This is a genomic window from Streptomyces achromogenes (assembly GCF_030816715.1).
In the GTDB taxonomy this organism is placed as follows: domain Bacteria; phylum Actinomycetota; class Actinomycetes; order Streptomycetales; family Streptomycetaceae; genus Streptomyces; species Streptomyces achromogenes_A.
On sequence record NZ_JAUSYH010000001.1, the window covers coordinates 5,015,715 to 5,035,640 of the forward strand.

Annotated in this window: 11 protein-coding genes, 2 rRNA genes and 2 pseudogenes; 12 read left to right on the forward strand and 3 right to left on the reverse strand. The window is 68.5% G+C overall.

Annotation, left to right across the window (positions count from 1 at the left end):
- Positions 1 to 104: 104 nt before the first annotated feature.
- From QF032_RS22575 to ilvD, 3 genes and pseudogenes are all read left to right on the forward strand, one after another.
- A pseudogene (locus QF032_RS22575) lies at positions 105 to 917 on the forward strand (sugar phosphate isomerase/epimerase family protein); the annotation flags it as partial.
- Between the two features lie 230 nt (positions 918 to 1,147).
- On the forward strand, positions 1,148 to 1,753 hold the full coding sequence (locus tag QF032_RS22580) for a TetR/AcrR family transcriptional regulator (protein WP_307045168.1): 606 nt from the start codon (positions 1,148 to 1,150) through the stop codon (positions 1,751 to 1,753).
- Positions 1,754 to 1,878: 125 nt separating this feature from the next.
- Positions 1,879 to 3,732: a dihydroxy-acid dehydratase gene (gene ilvD, locus QF032_RS22585; RefSeq protein WP_307045169.1), complete on the forward strand. Its 1,854-nt coding sequence runs from the start codon at positions 1,879 to 1,881 to the stop codon at positions 3,730 to 3,732.
- Between the two features lie 175 nt (positions 3,733 to 3,907).
- On the opposite strand, the gene QF032_RS22590 is transcribed toward ilvD, so the two are convergent.
- Positions 3,908 to 6,181, reverse strand: coding sequence for a serine/threonine-protein kinase (locus QF032_RS22590; protein ID WP_307057248.1), 2,274 nt, complete (start codon positions 6,179 to 6,181; stop codon positions 3,908 to 3,910).
- A gap of 181 nt (positions 6,182 to 6,362) precedes the next feature.
- Between QF032_RS22590 and QF032_RS22595 the strand changes: the two genes are divergently transcribed.
- The 6 genes from QF032_RS22595 (at position 6,363) to proC (ending at position 11,286) form a co-directional block, all read left to right on the forward strand.
- On the forward strand, positions 6,363 to 6,680 hold the full coding sequence (locus tag QF032_RS22595; protein ID WP_307057250.1) for an SH3 domain-containing protein: 318 nt from the start codon (positions 6,363 to 6,365) through the stop codon (positions 6,678 to 6,680).
- A gap of 311 nt (positions 6,681 to 6,991) precedes the next feature.
- Entirely contained in the window at positions 6,992 to 7,561 is a 570-nt protein-coding gene (locus QF032_RS22600; protein ID WP_307057252.1) for an EamA/RhaT family transporter, read from the forward strand.
- Positions 7,562 to 7,617: 56 nt separating this feature from the next.
- Entirely contained in the window at positions 7,618 to 8,391 is a 774-nt protein-coding gene (locus QF032_RS22605; RefSeq protein WP_307045173.1) for a class I SAM-dependent methyltransferase, read from the forward strand.
- A 211-nt stretch (positions 8,392 to 8,602) separates the two neighbouring features.
- A complete protein-coding gene (locus tag QF032_RS22610; RefSeq protein WP_307057255.1) occupies positions 8,603 to 9,403 on the forward strand; it encodes an ABC transporter ATP-binding protein in 801 nt (266 codons plus the stop codon).
- The gene (locus tag QF032_RS22615; RefSeq protein ID WP_307057259.1) at positions 9,400 to 10,209 is read left to right on the forward strand and encodes an ABC transporter permease; all 810 of its coding nucleotides are present in this window, start codon (positions 9,400 to 9,402) and stop codon (positions 10,207 to 10,209) included. The genes QF032_RS22610 and QF032_RS22615 overlap by 4 nt, the downstream gene beginning before the upstream one ends.
- Before the next feature lie 264 nt (positions 10,210 to 10,473).
- The gene (gene proC / locus QF032_RS22620) at positions 10,474 to 11,286 is read left to right on the forward strand and encodes a pyrroline-5-carboxylate reductase (RefSeq protein ID WP_306949918.1); all 813 of its coding nucleotides are present in this window, start codon (positions 10,474 to 10,476) and stop codon (positions 11,284 to 11,286) included.
- A 122-nt stretch (positions 11,287 to 11,408) separates the two neighbouring features.
- Here the strand turns inward: proC and QF032_RS22625 are convergent, their stop codons facing one another.
- A complete protein-coding gene (locus QF032_RS22625; RefSeq protein ID WP_307057261.1) occupies positions 11,409 to 11,996 on the reverse strand; it encodes a cysteine hydrolase family protein in 588 nt (195 codons plus the stop codon).
- A gap of 75 nt (positions 11,997 to 12,071) precedes the next feature.
- Here QF032_RS22625 and QF032_RS22630 point away from each other — a divergent pair, with 75 nt between their 5' ends.
- Positions 12,072 to 13,133, forward strand: a complete 1,062-nt coding sequence (locus QF032_RS22630) for a GlxA family transcriptional regulator (RefSeq protein WP_307057262.1) — start codon at positions 12,072 to 12,074, stop codon at positions 13,131 to 13,133.
- Here QF032_RS22630 and trpS read toward each other — a convergent pair.
- Positions 13,103 to 14,098, reverse strand: a pseudogene (gene trpS, locus QF032_RS22635) (tryptophan--tRNA ligase); the annotation flags it as partial. The gene QF032_RS22630 and the pseudogene trpS overlap by 31 nt on opposite strands.
- 846 nt (positions 14,099 to 14,944) lie before the next feature.
- Here trpS and QF032_RS22640 point away from each other — a divergent pair.
- Positions 14,945 to 16,470, forward strand: a 16S ribosomal RNA gene (locus QF032_RS22640).
- A gap of 311 nt (positions 16,471 to 16,781) precedes the next feature.
- Positions 16,782 to 19,904 (forward strand): 23S ribosomal RNA (locus QF032_RS22645).
- The 16S and 23S rRNA genes sit together here, the layout of an rRNA operon.
- The last annotated feature ends 22 nt before the right edge of the window (positions 19,905 to 19,926 follow it).

A 19,926-nucleotide genomic window follows, 5' to 3' on the forward strand; every position in this document is an offset into this window, starting at 1 on the left:
CCGGCGGTGCGCACGACCCCGGCGCACACGCCCGTCCGTGGGGAACACCACAACGGCGATCGGGCGCGCGGTCCCACCCGACCGCACCCCGTAACCTGTCCCCCATGGCAGAGCCAGTCGTGCGGATCCCGGATGCGAAGGTCGCCCTGTCGACGGCCTCGGTCTACCCGGAGTCGACGGCGACGGCCTTCGAGATCGCCGCGCGCCTCGGGTACGACGGCGTCGAGGTCATGGTCTGGAACGATCCCGTCAGCCAGGACATCGACGCGTTGCGCAGGCTCAGCGACCACCACCGCGTCCCGATCCTCGCCGTTCACGCCCCCTGTCTGCTGATCACGCAGCGGGTGTGGTCGACCGACCCGTGGACCAAGCTCCAGCGGGCCCGCGCGGCGGCGGAGAAGCTCGGCGCGAGCACCGTCGTCGTCCACCCGCCGTTCCGCTGGCAGCGCCAGTACGCGCGCGACTTCGTCACCGGCATCTGGCGGATGGCCGACGAGACGGATGTGCGGTTCGCCGTCGAGAACATGTACCCGTGGCGCTACCGCGACCGCGAGATGCTCGCCTACGCGCCCGACTGGGACGTCACGAAGGACGACTACCGGCACTTCACGATCGACCTCAGCCACGCCTCGACGGCCCGCGCGGACGCGATGCAGATGGTCGACCGCATGGCCGACCGGCTGGGCCATGTCCACCTCGCCGACGGAAACGGTTCGGCGAAGGACGAGCACCTGGTGCCGGGGCGCGGCTCCCAGCCCTGCGCCGAGCTGCTGGAGCGGCTCGCGCTGACCGGTTTCGACGGGCACGTCGTCATCGAGGTCAACACGCGGCGCGCGATGTCCGGCGCCGAACGGGAGGCCGACCTGGCGGAGGCCCTCGCCTTCACCCGCCTGCACCTCGCCTCCGCCTCCTCGGTCTCCCTGCCGCCCGCCTCGTCCTCCCTGCCGCCGCCGTCGTCCTCCAAGCCGTCCAAGCCGTCAACGGCGTCCTCCCAGGCGTCCCCGGCCGCCGCGCCCCCGCCGGAGTCCTCCTCGACGCCCACGGGGTCCTCGGCGCCCGAAGGCTCCTCGGGGGCCGCGATGCCGTCCTCGAGGTCCTCCTCGCCGAAGTCCCGGGCCGGATTCCGGCGCCCGAAAGCCCGCCGCCGATGACCGGCGTCACCGCCCGCAGGCGGGGCCGCCCCCCGCGCGCGGAGTCGGCGGACACCCGGGACCGCATCCTGACGGCCGCCCGTGAGGAGTTCTCCGAGCGGGGCTACGAGAAGACGTCCGTCCGCGGCATCGCGAAGGCGGCCGGTGTGGACCCGGCCCTCGTGCACCACTACTTCGGCACCAAGGAACAGGTCTTCGAGGCTTCGATCGAGGTGGCCTTCGCGCCCGCGCTGAACGCGCCGGAGGCGGTCGCCGACGGGCCGCCGGACCAGGTCGGCGAACGGCTCGCCCGCTTCATCTTCGGCGTCTGGGAGAACCCCACCACCCGCAAGCCCCTGCTGGCGATCGTGCGCTCCGCCGTGAACAACGACACCGCGGCAGCCGTCTTCCGGCGCCTGGTCGCCTCACAGCTGCTGCGCCGCATCGCCGCCCAGCTCGACCTGCCGGACGCCGAGCTGCGCGCCGAACTCGCGGCGGCGCAGCTGGTCGGCTGCGCGATGCTGCGGTACGTCATCAAGGTGGAGCCGCTCGCCTCGGCGGATCTGGAGCAGATCATCGCGCGCGTGGCGCCGGTCGTGCAGGGCCACCTGACCGGACCGTGAGCCGCGGTCCGCAGGTGAGACATTCGTCCCGGTATACGGACACAGTGTCCGCCCCCTGGATGACCGGCGTACGCTCGTTAGCAGTCAGAAGTCTCTGATCGCAGTCTCTGAAGGAGCGAGCGACGATGCCCGAGCTGAGGTCCCGCACAGTCACCCACGGCCGCAATATGGCGGGCGCCCGCGCCCTTATGCGCGCCTCCGGTGTACCCGGTGCGGACATCGGCCGGAAGCCGATCATCGCGGTGGCCAACAGCTTCACCGAGTTCGTGCCCGGGCACACGCACCTCCAGCCGGTCGGCCGGATCGTCAGCGAGGCGATCACCGCGGCCGGCGGCATCCCGCGCGAGTTCAACACGATCGCCGTCGACGACGGCATCGCGATGGGCCACGGCGGCATGCTCTACAGCCTGCCCTCCCGCGACCTGATCGCGGACAGCGTGGAGTACATGGTCGAGGCCCACTGCGCCGACGCCCTCATCTGCATCTCCAACTGCGACAAGATCACCCCGGGCATGCTGAACGCGGCCCTGCGGCTGAACATCCCCACGGTCTTCGTCTCCGGCGGCCCGATGGAGTCCGGCCGCGCCACCCTCGTCGACGGCACGGTCCGCACGCTCGACCTGGTCGACGCGATCAGTGACGCCGTCAACGACAAGATCTCGGACGAGGACATCCTCCGTATCGAGGAGAACGCCTGTCCGACCTGTGGCTCCTGTTCCGGCATGTTCACCGCCAACTCGATGAACTGCCTGACCGAGGCCATCGGTCTGTCCCTCCCCGGCAACGGCTCGGTCCTGGCCACCCACACGGCCCGCAGGGCGCTGTACGAGGACGCCGGCCGCACGGTGATGGACATCACCCGCCGCTACTACGAGCAGGACGACGAGACGGTCCTGCCCCGCAACGTCGCCACCATCGCGGCCTTCGAGAACGCGATGGCCCTCGACATCGCGATGGGCGGCTCCACCAACACGATCCTGCACCTCCTCGCCGCCGCCCAGGAGGCGGGCGTCCCGTTCGGCCTGGAGGAGATCAACGAGGTCTCGCGCCGCGTGCCCTGCCTGGCCAAGGTCGCGCCGAACGTGGCGAAGGACCGCACGTACTACATGGAGGACGTGCACCGCGCCGGCGGCATCCCCGCCCTGCTGGGCGAACTGCACCGCGCGGGCCTGCTCAACGAGGACGTGCACTCGGTCCACAGCCCCACCCTGGCGGACTGGCTGAAGACCTGGGACGTCAGGGGCGGATCCCCCTCGCCCGAGGCGCTCGAACTGTGGCACGCCGCCCCCGGCTGCGTCCGCTCCGCCGAGGCCTTCTCGCAGTCCGAGCGCTGGGAGGCGCTGGACGAGGACGCCGAGGGCGGCTGCATCCGCTCCGCCGAGCACGCCTACAGCAAGGATGGCGGCCTCGCCGTGCTGCGCGGCAACCTCGCCGTCGACGGCTGCGTGGTCAAGACGGCCGGCGTCGACGAGTCGATCTGGACCTTCGAGGGCCCGGCGGTCGTCTGCGAGTCGCAGGAGGAGGCCGTCGAGAAGATCCTCAACAAGCAGGTGACGCACGGGGACGTCGTCGTCATCCGCTACGAGGGCCCCAAGGGCGGCCCGGGCATGCAGGAGATGCTCTACCCGACGTCCTTCCTCAAGGGCCGAGGCCTCGGCAAGACCTGCGCCCTGATCACCGACGGCCGCTTCTCCGGCGGCACCTCCGGCCTGTCCATCGGCCACGCGTCCCCCGAGGCGGCCTCCGGCGGCGCCATCGCCCTCGTCGAGGACGGCGACCGCATCCGCATCGACATCCCGAACCGCACCATCGAGCTCCTCGTGGACGACGCCGAGCTCACCCGGCGCGAGGCGGCCCTCGGCGGCGTGTACGCCCCGAAGAACCGCGAGCGCAAGGTGTCGGCCGCCCTGCGGGCCTACGCCGCGATGGCCACGAGCGCCGACAAGGGCGCGGTGCGGGACGTGTCCAAGCTGGGCTGACGCCCGCGACCTCCACGGGGGCCGACCCCCGGGCAGAGACCGCGCCCGACACCCGGGCCGACGCCCACGCCGACCCCGGTCGCGACGCCCTGCCCGCCTCCCGACCCCGACGCCCCGAGGGCCGTCTCCGCCGACATTCCGTGCGGGGGCGGTCCTCGGCGCGTGTCGGCCGCGGCTACCAGTCCTCCGGGGCCCGCCCGTCGACCGTGAAGACGGTACCGTCGGGCGCGCCGGCGTAGACACGGTCGTCGACCGCCGTGGGCGCGGGCAGCGAGGCCACCACCTTGTCCGACTCGGCCCCGAGCCGCAGTCGCGTCTGCCCGACGAGCCTGCCCTTGTCGGCGTCCACCGCGAGGAGACGTCCGTCGGCGGCGCCGAAGTACACGTGCTCGCCGTCGGCGGACGGCGCCGATCCCCGGCTCACCGCCGTCTGCAGGGACCACAGCTCCTTCCCCGCGAGCGTGTCGACGGCCACCAGCGACCCGTCGAAGGCCAGCAGGTAGACCCGGTCGCCGCGCACGGTGGCGCGCACCCCCTGGAGAGCTACGCCCAGACCGGTCCGTCGCGGCGCGGCGTCCCCCGGCCGGTAGCGGAGCACGGCGTCGACGTCGCCGTACACACTGCCCTCGGACAGCAGGACGAGGCTGTCGCCGACGGCGCCCGCGGGCACGACCGTCCCGTTGAACCGTTTCTCCCACCGCACCGCGCCCGTCGCGGGGTCGACGGCCGTGATCCGGGTGCGCCGCCCGTCGTCGGACGTGCTCGACGCGTAGGCCAACGGCCGCGCGTCCTGCGCGAACGACACGAAGTACGGCTCGCTCAGGCCCGGGATCGGCCGGCTCCACGCCGTCCTGCCCGTCGCCGCGTCCACCCCGGTCACCGTGCCGTCGACCGCGGTCAGCAGCAGCATGTCGCCGACGGTGCGGACGCCCGGGTACGGCGTCAGGTCCCGCTGCCAGCGCGGGACGCCCGACGCCGGGTCGAGCGCCTCCATCCGCCTGCCCGAGTCGGTGACCACCAGCGCCAGTCCACCCGCGAGCGCCGGCGCCTCGACGGACCCGTCACCCTCGGGGACCGCCCGCCGCCACAGCACGCGCCCGTCGGACGCGTTCAGCGCGGACACCTGCCCGGACTGCGCACAGACCAGCAGCCGCGTGCCGTACACGCACTGCGGCAGGCCGCCCGTGCCGCCGTGCGCGGCCTCGCCGCCGCCCTCCATGGGCCGCACGCTCCAGTCGGCGAGGGCGGACGGCGAGGAGTGCGCGCCGCCCGCGTTCCCCCGTCCACCCCGGTTCGCGTCGCCGTCCCCGAGCATCCGCGCCGCCCCGAGCGCGCCGCCGCAGAGGGCGACGGCCAGCGCGCCGGCCGCGAGCACCGTCCGCCTGCGTCGTCCCCGCGGCTTCCCGCCCCCGCCCGCCCCGCCGACCTCGCCGGCCGTCTCGGGCTTCCCGGACGTCCCGGCCTCGGCGGTCCCGCCTTTCCCCGCGGTCCCGCCTTCCGCTGCGGTCCCGGCGGCCTGCCCCGACTCCCCGGTCGAGGAGGTGCCCGTGCCGGCGGTCGGCCCGGGCTCCGGCTCCTCCAGAGCCCGCTGCGGCGGTATGAACACCTGCGTGTCGTAGGAGGCCGCCACCGCCCGCAGCGCGTGCATGAGTTCGTCGGGGGTGGGCCGGTCCTCCGGCTCCTTGGCGAGGCAACGCTTCACCAGCGGCGCGAGGTTGTCCGGCACGCCCGTCAGATCGGGCTCGTCGTGGACGACCTGGTAGGCGACGACGTACGGGCTGTCGGAGTCGAACGGCCCGCGTCCCGTCGCCGCGTGCACCATCACGGAGCCGAGTGCGAAGACGTCGGCTGCGGACCCGACCTCCCGCGGGCGGCGGAACTGCTCCGGCGCCATGAACGGCGGCGTGCCGATCAACTTGCCGGTCTCGGTGCGCAGTTCGCTGTCCTTGGGCCGGGAGATGCCGAAGTCGATCACCTTCGGACCGTCCTCGGCGAGCAGCACGTTGCTCGGTTTCAGGTCCCGGTGCACGACCCCCACACGGTGGATGTCCCGCAGCGCCTCCGCGAGGCCGGCCATCAGCCGCCGCAACTCACCGGCGTTCATGGGCCCGTTCCGCTTCACCTGCTCGGCGATCGTCGAGCCGGGGATGAACAGGGTGGCCATCCACGGCCGTTCGGCCTCCGGGTCCGCGTCGACAACGGGCGCCGTGAACGCCCCGCTCACCCGGCGGGCGGCCGCCACCTCCTGCCGGAACCGCCCCCTGAACTCGGGATCGCGGGCGAACCGGGCGTGCACGACCTTGACCGCGACCTTCATCCCGGAGGTGCTGCGGGCCAGATGCACCACGCCCATGCCGCCGGAACCCAGGCACTCCTGGAGGCGGTAGTGACCTGCGTACTCCGGAAGTTCCGCTTCCGCGCCCGCTCCGGTGTTGCGCTGTGGCGACATCGACCACCCCCGTGCTGTTCATCCGCGCGCGCGACGCACGGAGCCTAGTCGATGACTCGTGCGGCGCAGAGGCGGCTTGCTAGCCTCCGCGTACGAATTCCGCACACGTGTTTCGTGGCGGGTTTCGGGGGAATCAACGGGACCCCATGGCAGTCATGGGGTGCAACGGGGGAGGTTTCACATGTCTGTCGACCACGTGGAAGAGGCGGGGAACAGCGACGCGGCGGAGGCCGCGACCGCGACCGCGGCGCTCGCCTACTATCCGGTCGCGCCGGGGGTCCGGCTCAACGTGCGCAGCGGTCCCGGCACCGGCTACTCGGTCGTCCGGGTCCTGTCCGAGGGCGCGAAGGTCCCCGTCTTCTGCCAGTGCCCGGGCACGTCGGTCTCCGGGCCGTACGGCACCACGAACATCTGGGACAACATCGCCGACGGCCAGTTCGTCTCGGACGCCTACATTCGCACGGGCAGCGACGGCTACATCGCACCGCGCTGCTCCTGAGCACACCTGATCCCGGGGGCGGGGATACCGGACCGAGGCCCCGGGCGCCTGGGACCGGCGCCTGCGACCCGACCACTGGGGTCCGGGCGGCTGAAACCAGGCAGCTGGAACCCGGGCGGCCGGGACCCGGGCGTGGCGAATCCGCGCGACAACGGGGCCCGGCCTGCCCGGCCCGCGCTGCCCCGTTCCCCCCGGCCCCGCCCCTCGGCGGCTCGCGGGGCGGGTGGTCTGCGGGCACCCACCCGGTGGGCCGTCCGTGCTCTGTGGCACCCACCCGGCCGCCCGCCCGCGCCCGGAGCCATAATCGTCCCGTGAGCGACGAAAACGGCACCCCGGACAGTCCGCCGGAACCCCGGGACGCCGCCGAGGTCTCCCCGGGCGCCCCCGCCGGCCCGGCAGGAGACCCTGTCGGCGCCGGCCCGCGCCCCGAACCCCTCCGCTTCTTCGGCACCACCTGGCTGAACCACGACGGCGGCCCCCGGGGCTACGCCGTCCGGCGCGGCGCGGTCGCCCTCGGCTCACTGCTCGCCGTCGTCGGCTCGTGCCTCGTCCTGCGTTTCGCCTACCAGGGCATCGCGATCGCCGATCTGGGCGGCTTCGTGACCGTCCTGGTCGTCGTGATGTTCGCGGTGTGCAGCGCGCTCGCCTTCCGGAACACCTGGGACGGCTTCGCCAAGCGCCCCGACCCCGACCGCCAGGCCTCCCTGCGCGGTCTGCTGGCGGTCGGCTTCGTCGGCTCGCTGCTCGCGTACTTCTTCCGCGCGCTCACCGAGGCGCCCGGCGAGAGACTCCACCGCGAGGAGTACGAGGCGGCCCGCCTCCAGTACGAACGCCGCACGAAGCGGCGCACCGGCAACCCCTCGAAGAAGCGCCGCCGCTGAGCCGTGCCGAGCGGGGCCCCGTTCCCCTCCCCGCCCACTCCCGCCACCATGGCCCCATGACGGCTTCCACTCCCGCTTCCCTCCACGCGGCCCGAGCCCGTTCCTTCGACGCCGCCGCGGCCCAGTACGCCGCGAACCGGCCCTCCTACCCGAACGCCCTCTTCGACGTGATCGAGGATCTCGCCGGCCGTCCCCTCGCCGGCGCGCGGACGGCGGACGTCGGGGCCGGCACCGGCCTCTCGACCGCGCGACTGCACGCCCGCGGCGCGGACGTCCTCGCCGTCGAACCCGGAGACGGCATGGCCGCGCAACTGCGCCTGACCCTTCCCGGCGTGCCGGTCGTCCGCGGCGACGGCAACCGCCTGCCGCTGGCCCGTTCCAGCGTCGACTTCCTCACCTACGCCCAGTCCTGGCACTGGACCGACCCGGCGCGCTCGGTCCCGGAGGCGCTGCGGGTGCTGCGTCCCGGCGGCGCTCTGGCTCTGTGGTGGAACACCGACGCCCTCGACGTGCCCTGGCTCGCCGAGGCCGCGGAACGCATCGGACGCCGCTTCGGGCAGAACGCCGGCGCCGGCAACAAGAACGTGGACACCCGCGTCGTCGACCCGGAGGGCCGCCTCGACCTCGTCCACCGCACGGTCCGCTGGAGCCGCCGGGTCCCCGTGGACACGCATCTGGCCAACATCGGCAGCCATTCGATCTTCCTGGTCCACGGCGAGGAGGCAGCCGCCGCCTTCCTCGCCGAGGAACGCGACCACCTGATACGGGCCTTCCCAGACGGCATCGTCGAAGAGGTCTACGACGTCATCCTGCTCCTCGCCAAGGCCTGACCCGCCCGCCGGTATCCCCACCCTCTCCTCCTCCGTCTCCCTCCCTTCGTCCTTCCTCCCCGTCCGACCGTGCGCGGCGGCCCTCACCTCCAGGGCCGCCGCGCACACATGTGCGGCCTCCCCGAAGCCCCCCCGCCCCACTCCTCCCCGCCCTGCTCCACCCCCGCGCCGCGACTTGACGACGCCCCTCACCGCGAGCATTATTCATCACATGATGAATTCCAGGCGGCCCGGCGCCCGCCCACCTGACGCACCCGCCGTACGCGCCGAAGGCCTGACCGTGGTCCGCGGCCCGCGCACCGTCCTGCACGCCCTCGACTTCACCGTCCCCCGCGGCCAGATCACCGGCCTGCTCGGGCCCTCCGGCTGCGGCAAGTCGACCCTCATGCGGTCGATCGTCGGCACCCAGGCCAAGGTCGCCGGGACCCTCGACGTGCTGGGCCGTCCCGCCGGCCACGCCGCCCTCCGCACCCGCATCGGTTACGTCACCCAGGCCCCGTCGGTCTACGACGACCTGACGATCCGCCAGAACCTGGACTACTTCGCCGCGATCCTCGACCCGGGCCGGGCGGCAGCGGACCGCCGCCAGGAGAACGTCACCCGGGCCATCGCCGACGTGGACCTCACCACCCACGCCGACGCCCTCGCCGGCAACCTCTCCGGCGGTCAGCGCAACCGGGTCTCCCTGGCCGTCGCCCTGCTGGGCGCCCCGGAACTTCTGGTCCTCGACGAACCGACCGTCGGTCTGGACCCGGTCCTGCGCCGCGACCTCTGGAACCTCTTCCACGACATCGCCGCCACCCGGGGCGCGACCCTCCTCGTCTCCTCCCACGTCATGGACGAGGCCGAGCGCTGCCACCGCCTGCTCCTCATGCGCGAGGGCGAGATCCTCGCCGACGCCACCCCCGACGAACTGCGCACCCGCACCGACGCGGAGACGGTCGAGTCGGCCTTCCTGCACCTGGTGGACGCCGCGACGGAAGCGGCCCGCGCGAAGGAGACCACCCGATGACCACCACCACGCCCCCCGAGACCCCGGGCGCCCCCGCCCCCGTCCGCGCACCCGCCCCGACCGGTGCCCTGAACGCCTCCCGGACCGCCGCCACGGCCGCCCGCGTCCTGCGCCAACTGCGCCACGACCCCCGCACCATCGCGCTGATGATCCTCATCCCCTGCGTGATGCTGTTCCTGCTCCGGTACGTCTTCGACGGCAGCCCCCGGACCTTCGACAACGTCGGCGCGTCCCTGCTGGGCATCTTCCCGCTGATCACGATGTTCCTGGTCACGTCCATCGCCACCCTGCGCGAACGCACCTCGGGCACCCTCGAACGCCTCCTCGCGATGCCCCTCGGCAAGGGCGACCTCATCGCCGGCTACGCCCTGGCCTTCGGCGCCCTCGCGATCGTCCAGTCGGCCCTCGCCACCGGCCTGGCCGTCTGGTTCCTCGACCTGGACGTCACCGGCAGCCCCTGGCTGCTCCTCCTGGTAGCCCTCCTCGACGCGCTGCTCGGCACCGCCCTCGGCCTCTTCGTCTCGGCGTTCGCCGCCTCCGAGTTCCAGGCGGTCCAGTTCATGCCGGCGGTGATCTTCCCCCAGCTCCTCCTCTGCGGCCTCTTCGCCCCGCGCGACACCATGCACCCCGCTCTGGAGACCCTCTCCGACGTCCTCCCCATGTCGTACGCGGTCGACGGCATGAACGAGGTCCTCACCCACACCGACATGACGGCCACCTTCGTACGGGACGTCCTCATCGTCGGCGGCTGCGCCCTCCTCGTCCTCTGCCTGGGCGCCGCAACCCTCCGACGCCGTACGCAGTGAGACCCCACCCTCCCGAATCCCAGCCCGCGCCCGGTTCCCAGCCCGTCCGGCGTTTGAGGACGGCCCGTCCCGGGCCGAACCGGGGGCCTGGGGGCAGCGCCCCCAGGGACGGGACGGGACGGGACGGCGGGGGCGAAAACCCACGTCCGCCCACCGGACGCGCCAGCCGGACCAGCACCCCCGGTGCGAGGATGATCCCGGTCGACGACGGCATCACCGCGGCGCGCGCGCCCACCCCGCACCCCTCCGGAGGACCCCCCAGCCATGACCCAGAAAGTCGCAGTCCTCGGCACCGGCAAGATCGGCGAAGCCCTCCTCAGCGGCATGATCCGCGGCGGCTGGCCCCTCGCCGACCTCCTCGTCACCGCCCGCCGCCCCGAGCGCGCCGAAGAACTCCGCACCCGCTACGGGGTCACCCCGGTCACCAACGCCGAGGCCGCCAAGTCCGCCGACACCCTGATCCTCACGGTGAAGCCGCAGGACATGGGCACCCTCCTCGCCGAACTCGCCGACCACGTCCCGGCCGACCGCCTGGTCATCAGCGGAGCGGCCGGCATCCCCACCTCGTTCTTCGAGGAGCGCCTCGCCCCCGGCACCCCCGTCGTCCGCGTCATGACGAACACCCCCGCCCTCGTCGACGAGGCCATGTCCGTCATCTCCGCCGGCACCCACGCCACCGCCGACCACCTCGTGCACACCGAGGAGATCTTCGGCGCCGTCGGCAAGACGCTCCGCGTCCCGGAGTCCCAGCAGGACGCCTGCACCGCGCTCTCCGGCAGCGGCCCGGCCTACTTCTTCTACCTGGTCGAAGCCATGACGGACGCCGGCATCCTGCTCGGCCTGCCCCGCGACAAGGCCCACGACCTGATCGTCCAGTCCGCGATCGGCGCCGCCACGATGCTCCGCGACAGCGGCGAGCACCCGGTCAAGCTCCGCGAGAACGTCACGTCACCCGCCGGCACCACCATCAACGCGATCCGCGAACTCGAGAACCACGGCGTACGGGCCGCGCTCATCGCCGCCCTGGAGGCCGCCCGCGACCGCAGCCGCGCACTGGCCTCCGGCAAAAAGGACTGACCCGCCGAACAGGACTGACCTGGCAAGAAGGACCGACCCGCAGAGCAGGACGGACCCGGCAAGAAGGATCGACCTGACCTGCCGGGAAGAACCGGCCCCGGGGAAGGCGAGCGGCCCGGCGGTCACCCGCCGGCCGCCCCCACGATCTCCTTCGTGGTCACCACGCGCGCGAACCCGCCCCCGTGCAGCGACACCGCCGAGGCCTGCGCCAGCTCCTCGGCGCTCCGCCGCCAGCCGAACGGCCCCTCCAGGCCGAACGTGTAGGTCGCGTCGTACGCGAACAGCACGTCGTACCCGAGGTTCCCGCCCATCCGTGCCGTCGTCTCCGCGCACATGTTGGTCTGGATCCCGGCCACCACGATCTGCGTGATCCCCTGAGCCGTCAGCCAGGCCCCCAGATCCGGCGTCCCGAGGAAGGCCGAGTTCACGGTCTTCGTGACGAGCAGCTCCGCCCCCGGGCCCCGTCCCCTTCTCTCCTGCACGTACTCCTTGAAGTCGTTCCCCTGATACCCCGTCCGCAACGGGGACCGCGGCCCCGACGAGTCGTGCCGCACGAACACGACCGGCCGCCCCGAGGCCTGCCAGGCGTCGATGAGGGCGGCGATGTTGTCGTCCGCCTCCGGATTGTTCCGCTCACCCCAGAACCCGAGTTCCTCGAAACCCTTCTGCACGTCCACGACCACCAGCGCTGCGTTCTCTGCGATGTCCATGCCCACGATCCTGCCGCCGCCCGGGAACCCGCCCCAGAGGCACTGAAGCCATCGATCGATGGTTTACTGCCAGCCATGAAGAAGCCCGCGCACCGGGTCGCCCTCGTCGCGTTCCCCGGCATCCGCGCCTTCGACGTCTCCGTCATCACCGAGGTCTGGGGCGCCGACCGCACCGACCGCGGCGCCCCCGCCTTCGATCTGCGCCGCGTCGCCGCCGACCCCGCCGCGCCCGTCCCGATGCGCGGCGGCATGGCCCTCCTCCCGGACCGCACCCTCGCCTGGCTCTCCCGCGCCGACCTGATCCTCGTCCCCGGCCTGGACGACCACCTCACTCCCGCCCCCGCCGCCGTCCTCGACGCCCTCCGCCGGGCCCACGCCCGCGGCACCACCCTCGCCGCCCTCTGCGGCGGCGCCTTCACCCTCGCCCAGGCCGGCCTCCTGGACGGCCGCCGAGCGATCACCCACTGGAACCTCGTCGACCTCCTGCGCACCCTCCACCCCCGGGTCACCGTCGTGCCCGACGCCCTCTTCATCGAGGACGACAACATCTGGACCGCCGCCGGCACGGCAGCCGGCATCGACCTCTGCCTCCACCTGGTCCGCCGCTCCCACGGCGCGGAAGCGGCCGCCACCATCGCCCGCTCGATGGTCACCGCCCCCTTCCGCACCGGCACCCAGGCCCAGTTCATCGAGCACCCCACGCCCCGCTCGGACCGGGACGCCGACGCCCTCGCCACCGTGCGCGAACACGCCCTGCGCCGACTGCACGAACCGCTCACCGTCGCCGACCTCGCCGCGCAGGCCGGCATGTCCCCGCGCAGTTTCGCCCGCCACTTCAGGGCCGAGACCGGGGTCACCCCCCTGCGCTGGCTCCTCGACCAGCGCGTCGCCGCCGCCCAGCGACTCCTCGAACGCACGGACCTCGCCATGCCGGAGGTCGCCCGGCGCGCCGGCTTCGGCAGCGAGGTCACGATGCGCCAGCACTTCGCCTCACGCCTCGCCACCAGCCCCCGCGCCTACCGAGCCGCGTTCAACGCCTCCTCCGCCACCGACTCCGCAGCGGCCCCCGGCAGCGGCTCCGCCACCGATTCGGCCACCGAGTCCGTCAGCGGCGGAAGCAGTCCGATCGCGCGATAGGCGCGGTCCACGACCGGCCGGGCCATGTGCCGGGCCTTCCCGGCCCCGTCCCGCAGCACCCTCTCCACATATCCCGGGTCGGCGCACAGTTCCCGATGCCTGGCCTGCAGGGGTTCCAGGACCGCCACCACCGCGTCGGCGGCGTCCTTCTTCAGAGCGCCGTACGACGAGTACCCCGCGCCAAGCGCCGCCGGATCCCCGCCCGTACAGGCAGCGAGGATCTCCAGCAAATTCGCGACGCCGGGCCGTCCCACCCGGTCGTACACGACCTCCCGCCCGCTGTCGGTGACGGCCCGCATCATCTTCTTGCGCACCACGTCCGGCTCGTCCAGCAGATAGACGATGCCGGGCCCGAAGTCGTCGCTCTTGCCCATCTTGGACGCCGGCTCCTGAAGGTTCATCACCCGCGCCGCAACCGTCGGCAGCGTCGCCTTCGGCACCACGAAGGTGTGCCCGTACCGCTGGTTGAACCGCACCGCCAGATCCCGGGCCAGCTCCACATGCTGCGCCTGGTCGTCCCCGACCGGCACCTCATGGGTCGCGTAGGCCAGGATGTCCGCCGCCATCAGCACGGGATACGTCAGCAACGACAGCCGCACACTGCCCCCGCGCTCCCGCTCCCGCGCGGCCTTCTCCTTGTACTGGATCATCCGCCGCATCTCGCCGTCGGTGGCCACGCACTCCAGGAGGTACGACAGCCGCGCATGCTCGTCCACATGGCTCTGGACGAAGACGGTGCACAACTGCGGATCCAGTCCCGAAGCCAGGAGCAGCGTCGCCGCCTGCCGGCTCAGCCGTCGTACCCGCGCCGGATCATGGTCGACGGTCAGCGCGTGCAGATCGACGACGCAGAACAGGGAGTCGGCCCGGTGCTGGTCGACCTCGGCCCACTGCCGCAGCGCGCCCAGGTAGTTCCCCAGCGTCAGGTGCCCGGTCGGCTTGACTCCGCTGAAGACCCGCTTCATCTCTCCACCTCCTGGTCGAGACCGCCGTTCCGGCCGGCCGACCCCCGGGCTCTGGTGGGAGAAACGAGAACGGCCGCCGAAGCGGCGGCCGTTGAGTGCATACGTGAACACGGCCGCCTGTCAGGCGGCCCACCACAGCTGGGTGCACGTACGCGTAGTCATGGGAGCCAGACTACGCCCCTGGGGTGCTCCCGGGACATGAGTTGACACACCCTGGCGTGAAACGTAGTGTTCTCCGAGTTGTCCGACGTGAGCGCCGACTCCGGTCGGTCCCCGGACAGCCATTCCGCAGGTACCAACCAACTACTCGACAACAGTCGACTCGTCTGCTGTCGCGTTCATTGGCGTGCGTATTCACGGAATGAGGAATCCGCGTTCGAAAGGACGCAGGCCCCGATTGGCTTCGGAGGCCGGGAATCCGCTAAAGTCTCACTCGTCGGAACGGCCCAACAGCCGCGAAGACGACTCCCGTCGACCGGGAATCAGAACCGAAAGGGTCTGGTAGAGTCGGAAACGCCGGAAAGGAAAACCGCGAGATAAGCGGGGAACCTGGAAAGCACCGAGGAAAGCGGATCGGGAAACGGTCTGATAGAGTCGGAAACGCAAGACCGAAGGGAAACTGCCCGGAGGAAAGCCCGAGAGGGTGAGTACGAAGGAAGCGTCCGTTCCTTGAGAACTCAACAGCGTGCCAAAAATCAACGCCAGATATGTTGATACCCCGTCCCCGGCAGTGATAGCCGAGGATGAGGTTCCTTTGAAACAAACACAGCGAGGACGTTGTGAACGCCGAGCTTATTCCGCTCGACGTTCCGCTCTCGTGTGTGCGATCCCGATCACGGGAAAACATTCACGGAGAGTTTGATCCTGGCTCAGGACGAACGCTGGCGGCGTGCTTAACACATGCAAGTCGAACGATGAACCACTTCGGTGGGGATTAGTGGCGAACGGGTGAGTAACACGTGGGCAATCTGCCCTTCACTCTGGGACAAGCCCTGGAAACGGGGTCTAATACCGGATATCACTTCTGCAGGCATCTGTAGGGGTTGAAAGCTCCGGCGGTGAAGGATGAGCCCGCGGCCTATCAGCTTGTTGGTGAGGTAATGGCTCACCAAGGCGACGACGGGTAGCCGGCCTGAGAGGGCGACCGGCCACACTGGGACTGAGACACGGCCCAGACTCCTACGGGAGGCAGCAGTGGGGAATATTGCACAATGGGCGAAAGCCTGATGCAGCGACGCCGCGTGAGGGATGACGGCCTTCGGGTTGTAAACCTCTTTCAGCAGGGAAGAAGCGAAAGTGACGGTACCTGCAGAAGAAGCGCCGGCTAACTACGTGCCAGCAGCCGCGGTAATACGTAGGGCGCAAGCGTTGTCCGGAATTATTGGGCGTAAAGAGCTCGTAGGCGGTCTGTCGCGTCGGATGTGAAAGCCCGGGGCTTAACCCCGGGTCTGCATTCGATACGGGCAGACTAGAGTGTGGTAGGGGAGATCGGAATTCCTGGTGTAGCGGTGAAATGCGCAGATATCAGGAGGAACACCGGTGGCGAAGGCGGATCTCTGGGCCATTACTGACGCTGAGGAGCGAAAGCGTGGGGAGCGAACAGGATTAGATACCCTGGTAGTCCACGCCGTAAACGGTGGGAACTAGGTGTTGGCGACATTCCACGTCGTCGGTGCCGCAGCTAACGCATTAAGTTCCCCGCCTGGGGAGTACGGCCGCAAGGCTAAAACTCAAAGGAATTGACGGGGGCCCGCACAAGCAGCGGAGCATGTGGCTTAATTCGACGCAACGCGAAGAACCTTACCAAGGCTTGACATACACCGGAAACGGCCAGAGATGGTCGCCCCCTTGTGGTCGGTGTACAGGTGGTGCATGGCTGTCGTCAGCTCGTGTCGTGAGATGTTGGGTTAAGTCCCGCAACGAGCGCAACCCTTGTTCTGTGTTGCCAGCATGCCCTTCGGGGTGATGGGGACTCACAGGAGACTGCCGGGGTCAACTCGGAGGAAGGTGGGGACGACGTCAAGTCATCATGCCCCTTATGTCTTGGGCTGCACACGTGCTACAATGGCCGGTACAAAGAGCTGCGAAACCGTGAGGTGGAGCGAATCTCAAAAAGCCGGTCTCAGTTCGGATTGGGGTCTGCAACTCGACCCCATGAAGTCGGAGTTGCTAGTAATCGCAGATCAGCATTGCTGCGGTGAATACGTTCCCGGGCCTTGTACACACCGCCCGTCACGTCACGAAAGTCGGTAACACCCGAAGCCGGTGGCCCAACCCCTTGTGGGAGGGAGCTGTCGAAGGTGGGACTGGCGATTGGGACGAAGTCGTAACAAGGTAGCCGTACCGGAAGGTGCGGCTGGATCACCTCCTTTCTAAGGAGCACTTCTAGGCGACCGCAAGGTTGTCCAGAGGCCAGTTCATCGGCGAACGTCCGGTGCTGGTTGCTCATGGGTGGAACGTTGATTATTCGGCATTCTCAGTCATCTCGGGCTGCAAGTACTGCTCTTCGGAGCGTGGAAAGCTGATCACGAGTGGCGGGGGTGCCGGGCACGCTGTTGGGTGTCTGAGGGTATGGCCGTGAGGTCGTCCTTCTGATGCCGGCCCCAGTGAACTCCAGCTCAGGTTGGGGGTGATGGGTGGCTGGTCGTTGTTTGAGAACTGCACAGTGGACGCGAGCATCTGTGGCCAAGTTTTTAAGGGCGCACGGTGGATGCCTTGGCACCAGGAACCGATGAAGGACGTGGGAGGCCACGATAGTCCCCGGGGAGCCGTCAACCAGGCTTTGATCCGGGGGTTTCCGAATGGGGAAACCCGGCAGTCGTCATGGGCTGTCACCCATACCTGAACACATAGGGTATGTGGAGGGAACGCGGGGAAGTGAAACATCTCAGTACCCGCAGGAAGAGAAAACAACCGTGATTCCGGGAGTAGTGGCGAGCGAAACCGGATGAGGCCAAACCGTATGCGTGTGAGACCCGGCAGGGGTTGCGCATTCGGGGTTGTGGGATCTCTCTTTCACAGTCTGCCGGCTGTGAGGCGAGTCAGAAACCGTTGATGTAGGCGAAGGACATGCGAAAGGTCCGGCGTAGAGGGTAAGACCCCCGTAGTCGAAACATCAACGGCTCGTTTGAGAGACACCCAAGTAGCACGGGGCCCGAGAAATCCCGTGTGAATCTGGCGGGACCACCCGCTAAGCCTAAATATTCCCTGGTGACCGATAGCGGATAGTACCGTGAGGGAATGGTGAAAAGTACCGCGGGAGCGGAGTGAAATAGTACCTGAAACCGTGTGCCTACAAGCCGTGGGAGCGTCGGACGTCAAGCTTGCTTGGCGTCTCGTGACTGCGTGCCTTTTGAAGAATGAGCCTGCGAGTTTGCGGTGTGTTGCGAGGTTAACCCGAGTGGGGTAGCCGTAGCGAAAGCGAGTCCGAACAGGGCGTTTCAGTAGCACGCTCAAGACCCGAAGCGGAGTGATCTAGCCATGGGCAGGTTGAAGCGGAGGTAAGACTTCGTGGAGGACCGAACCCACCAGGGTTGAAAACCTGGGGGATGACCTGTGGTTAGGGGTGAAAGGCCAATCAAACTCCGTGATAGCTGGTTCTCCCCGAAATGCATTTAGGTGCAGCGTCGTGTGTTTCTTGCCGGAGGTAGAGCACTGGATAGGCGATGGGCCCTACCGGGTTACTGACCTTAGCCAAACTCCGAATGCCGGTAAGTGAGAGCGCGGCAGTGAGACTGTGGGGGATAAGCTCCATGGTCGAGAGGGAAACAGCCCAGAGCATCGACTAAGGCCCCTAAGCGTACGCTAAGTGGGAAAGGATGTGGAGTCGCAGAGACAACCAGGAGGTTGGCTTAGAAGCAGCCACCCTTGAAAGAGTGCGTAATAGCTCACTGGTCTAGTGATTCCGCGCCGACAATGTAGCGGGGCTCAAGCGTACCGCCGAAGTCGTGTCATTGCAGCAATAGGGCCAACGCCTGCTGTGATGGGTAGGGGAGCGTCGTGTGCCGGGTGAAGCAGCACCGGAAGGTAGTTGTGGACGGTTCACGAGTGAGAATGCAGGCATGAGTAGCGATTCACACGTGAGAAACGTGTGCGCCGATTGACTAAGGGTTCCTGGGTCAAGCTGATCTGCCCAGGGTAAGTCGGGACCTAAGGCGAGGCCGACAGGCGTAGTCGATGGATAACCGGTTGATATTCCGGTACCCGCTGTGAAGCGTCAAACATCGAACCAGGCGATGCTAAGTCCGTGAAGCCGTTCCGGACCCTTCGGGGAATGGAAAGTGGTGGAGCCGACGGACCAGACTTGCAGTAGGTGAGTGATGGGGTGACGCAGGAAGGTAGTCCATCCCGGGCGGTGGTTGTCCCGGGGTAAGGGTGTAGGCCGTGTGATAGGCAAATCCGTCACACATTAAGGCTGAGACCTGATGCCGAGCCGATTGTGGCGAAGTGGATGATCCTATGCTGTCGAGAAAAGCCTCTAGCGAGTTTCATGGCGGCCCGTACCCTAAACCGACTCAGGTGGTCAGGTAGAGAATACCGAGGCGTTCGGGTGAACTATGGTTAAGGAACTCGGCAAAATGCCCCCGTAACTTCGGGAGAAGGGGGGCCACGCTTGGTGAGAGGACTTGCTCCTCGAGCTGGGGGTGGCCGCAGAGACCAGCGAGAAGCGACTGTTTACTAAAAACACAGGTCCGTGCGAAGCCGTAAGGCGATGTATACGGACTGACGCCTGCCCGGTGCTGGAACGTTAAGGGGACCGGTTAGTCACTCTTCGGGGTGGCGAAGCTGAGAACTTAAGCGCCAGTAAACGGCGGTGGTAACTATAACCATCCTAAGGTAGCGAAATTCCTTGTCGGGTAAGTTCCGACCTGCACGAATGGCGTAACGACTTCTCGACTGTCTCAACCATAGGCCCGGTGAAATTGCACTACGAGTAAAGATGCTCGTTTCGCGCAGCAGGACGGAAAGACCCCGGGACCTTTACTACAGTTTGATATTGGTGTTCGGTTCGGCTTGTGTAGGATAGCTGGGAGACTGTGAAGCTTGGACGCCAGTTCGAGTGGAGTCGTCGTTGAAATACCAGTCTGGTCGTGCTGGATGTCTAACCTGGGTCCGTGATCCGGATCAGGGACAGTGTCTGATGGGTAGTTTAACTGGGGCGGTTGCCTCCTAAAGAGTAACGGAGGCGCCCAAAGGTTCCCTCAGCCTGGTTGGCAATCAGGTGTTGAGTGTAAGTGCACAAGGGAGCTTGACTGTGAGACCGACGGGTCGAGCAGGGACGAAAGTCGGGACTAGTGATCCGGCGGTGGCTTGTGGAAGCGCCGTCGCTCAACGGATAAAAGGTACCCCGGGGATAACAGGCTGATCTTCCCCAAGAGTCCATATCGACGGGATGGTTTGGCACCTCGATGTCGGCTCGTCGCATCCTGGGGCTGGAGTCGGTCCCAAGGGTTGGGCTGTTCGCCCATTAAAGCGGTACGCGAGCTGGGTTTAGAACGTCGTGAGACAGTTCGGTCCCTATCCGCTGCGCGCGCAGGAATATTGAGAAGGGCTGTCCCTAGTACGAGAGGACCGGGACGGACGAACCTCTGGTGTGCCAGTTGTTCTGCCAAGGGCATGGCTGGTTGGCTACGTTCGGGAGGGATAACCGCTGAAAGCATCTAAGCGGGAAGCCTGCTTCGAGATGAGTATTCCCACCCACTTGATGGGGTAAGGCTCCCAGTAGACGACTGGGTTGATAGGCCGGATGTGGAAGCCCAGTAATGGGTGAAGCTGACTGGTACTAATAGGCCGAGGGCTTGTCCTCAGTTGCTCGCGTCCACTGTGTT

Excerpts from the sequence above, each read along its gene's own strand:
- QF032_RS22580 (WP_307045168.1), top strand. The coding sequence starts at position 1,148 with ATGACCGGCGTCACCGCCCGCAGGCGGGGCCGCCCCCCGCGCGCGGAG.
- ilvD (WP_307045169.1), top strand. The coding sequence starts at position 1,879 with ATGCCCGAGCTGAGGTCCCGCACAGTCACCCACGGCCGCAATATGGCG.
- QF032_RS22590 (WP_307057248.1), bottom strand. The coding sequence starts at position 6,181 with ATGTCGCCACAGCGCAACACCGGAGCGGGCGCGGAAGCGGAACTTCCG.
- QF032_RS22595 (WP_307057250.1), top strand. The coding sequence starts at position 6,363 with ATGTCTGTCGACCACGTGGAAGAGGCGGGGAACAGCGACGCGGCGGAG.
- QF032_RS22605 (WP_307045173.1), top strand. The coding sequence starts at position 7,618 with ATGACGGCTTCCACTCCCGCTTCCCTCCACGCGGCCCGAGCCCGTTCC.
- QF032_RS22610 (WP_307057255.1), top strand. The coding sequence starts at position 8,603 with ATGATGAATTCCAGGCGGCCCGGCGCCCGCCCACCTGACGCACCCGCC.
- QF032_RS22615 (WP_307057259.1), top strand. The coding sequence starts at position 9,400 with ATGACCACCACCACGCCCCCCGAGACCCCGGGCGCCCCCGCCCCCGTC.
- proC (WP_306949918.1), top strand. The coding sequence starts at position 10,474 with ATGACCCAGAAAGTCGCAGTCCTCGGCACCGGCAAGATCGGCGAAGCC.
- QF032_RS22625 (WP_307057261.1), bottom strand. The coding sequence starts at position 11,996 with ATGGACATCGCAGAGAACGCAGCGCTGGTGGTCGTGGACGTGCAGAAG.
- QF032_RS22630 (WP_307057262.1), top strand. The coding sequence starts at position 12,072 with ATGAAGAAGCCCGCGCACCGGGTCGCCCTCGTCGCGTTCCCCGGCATC.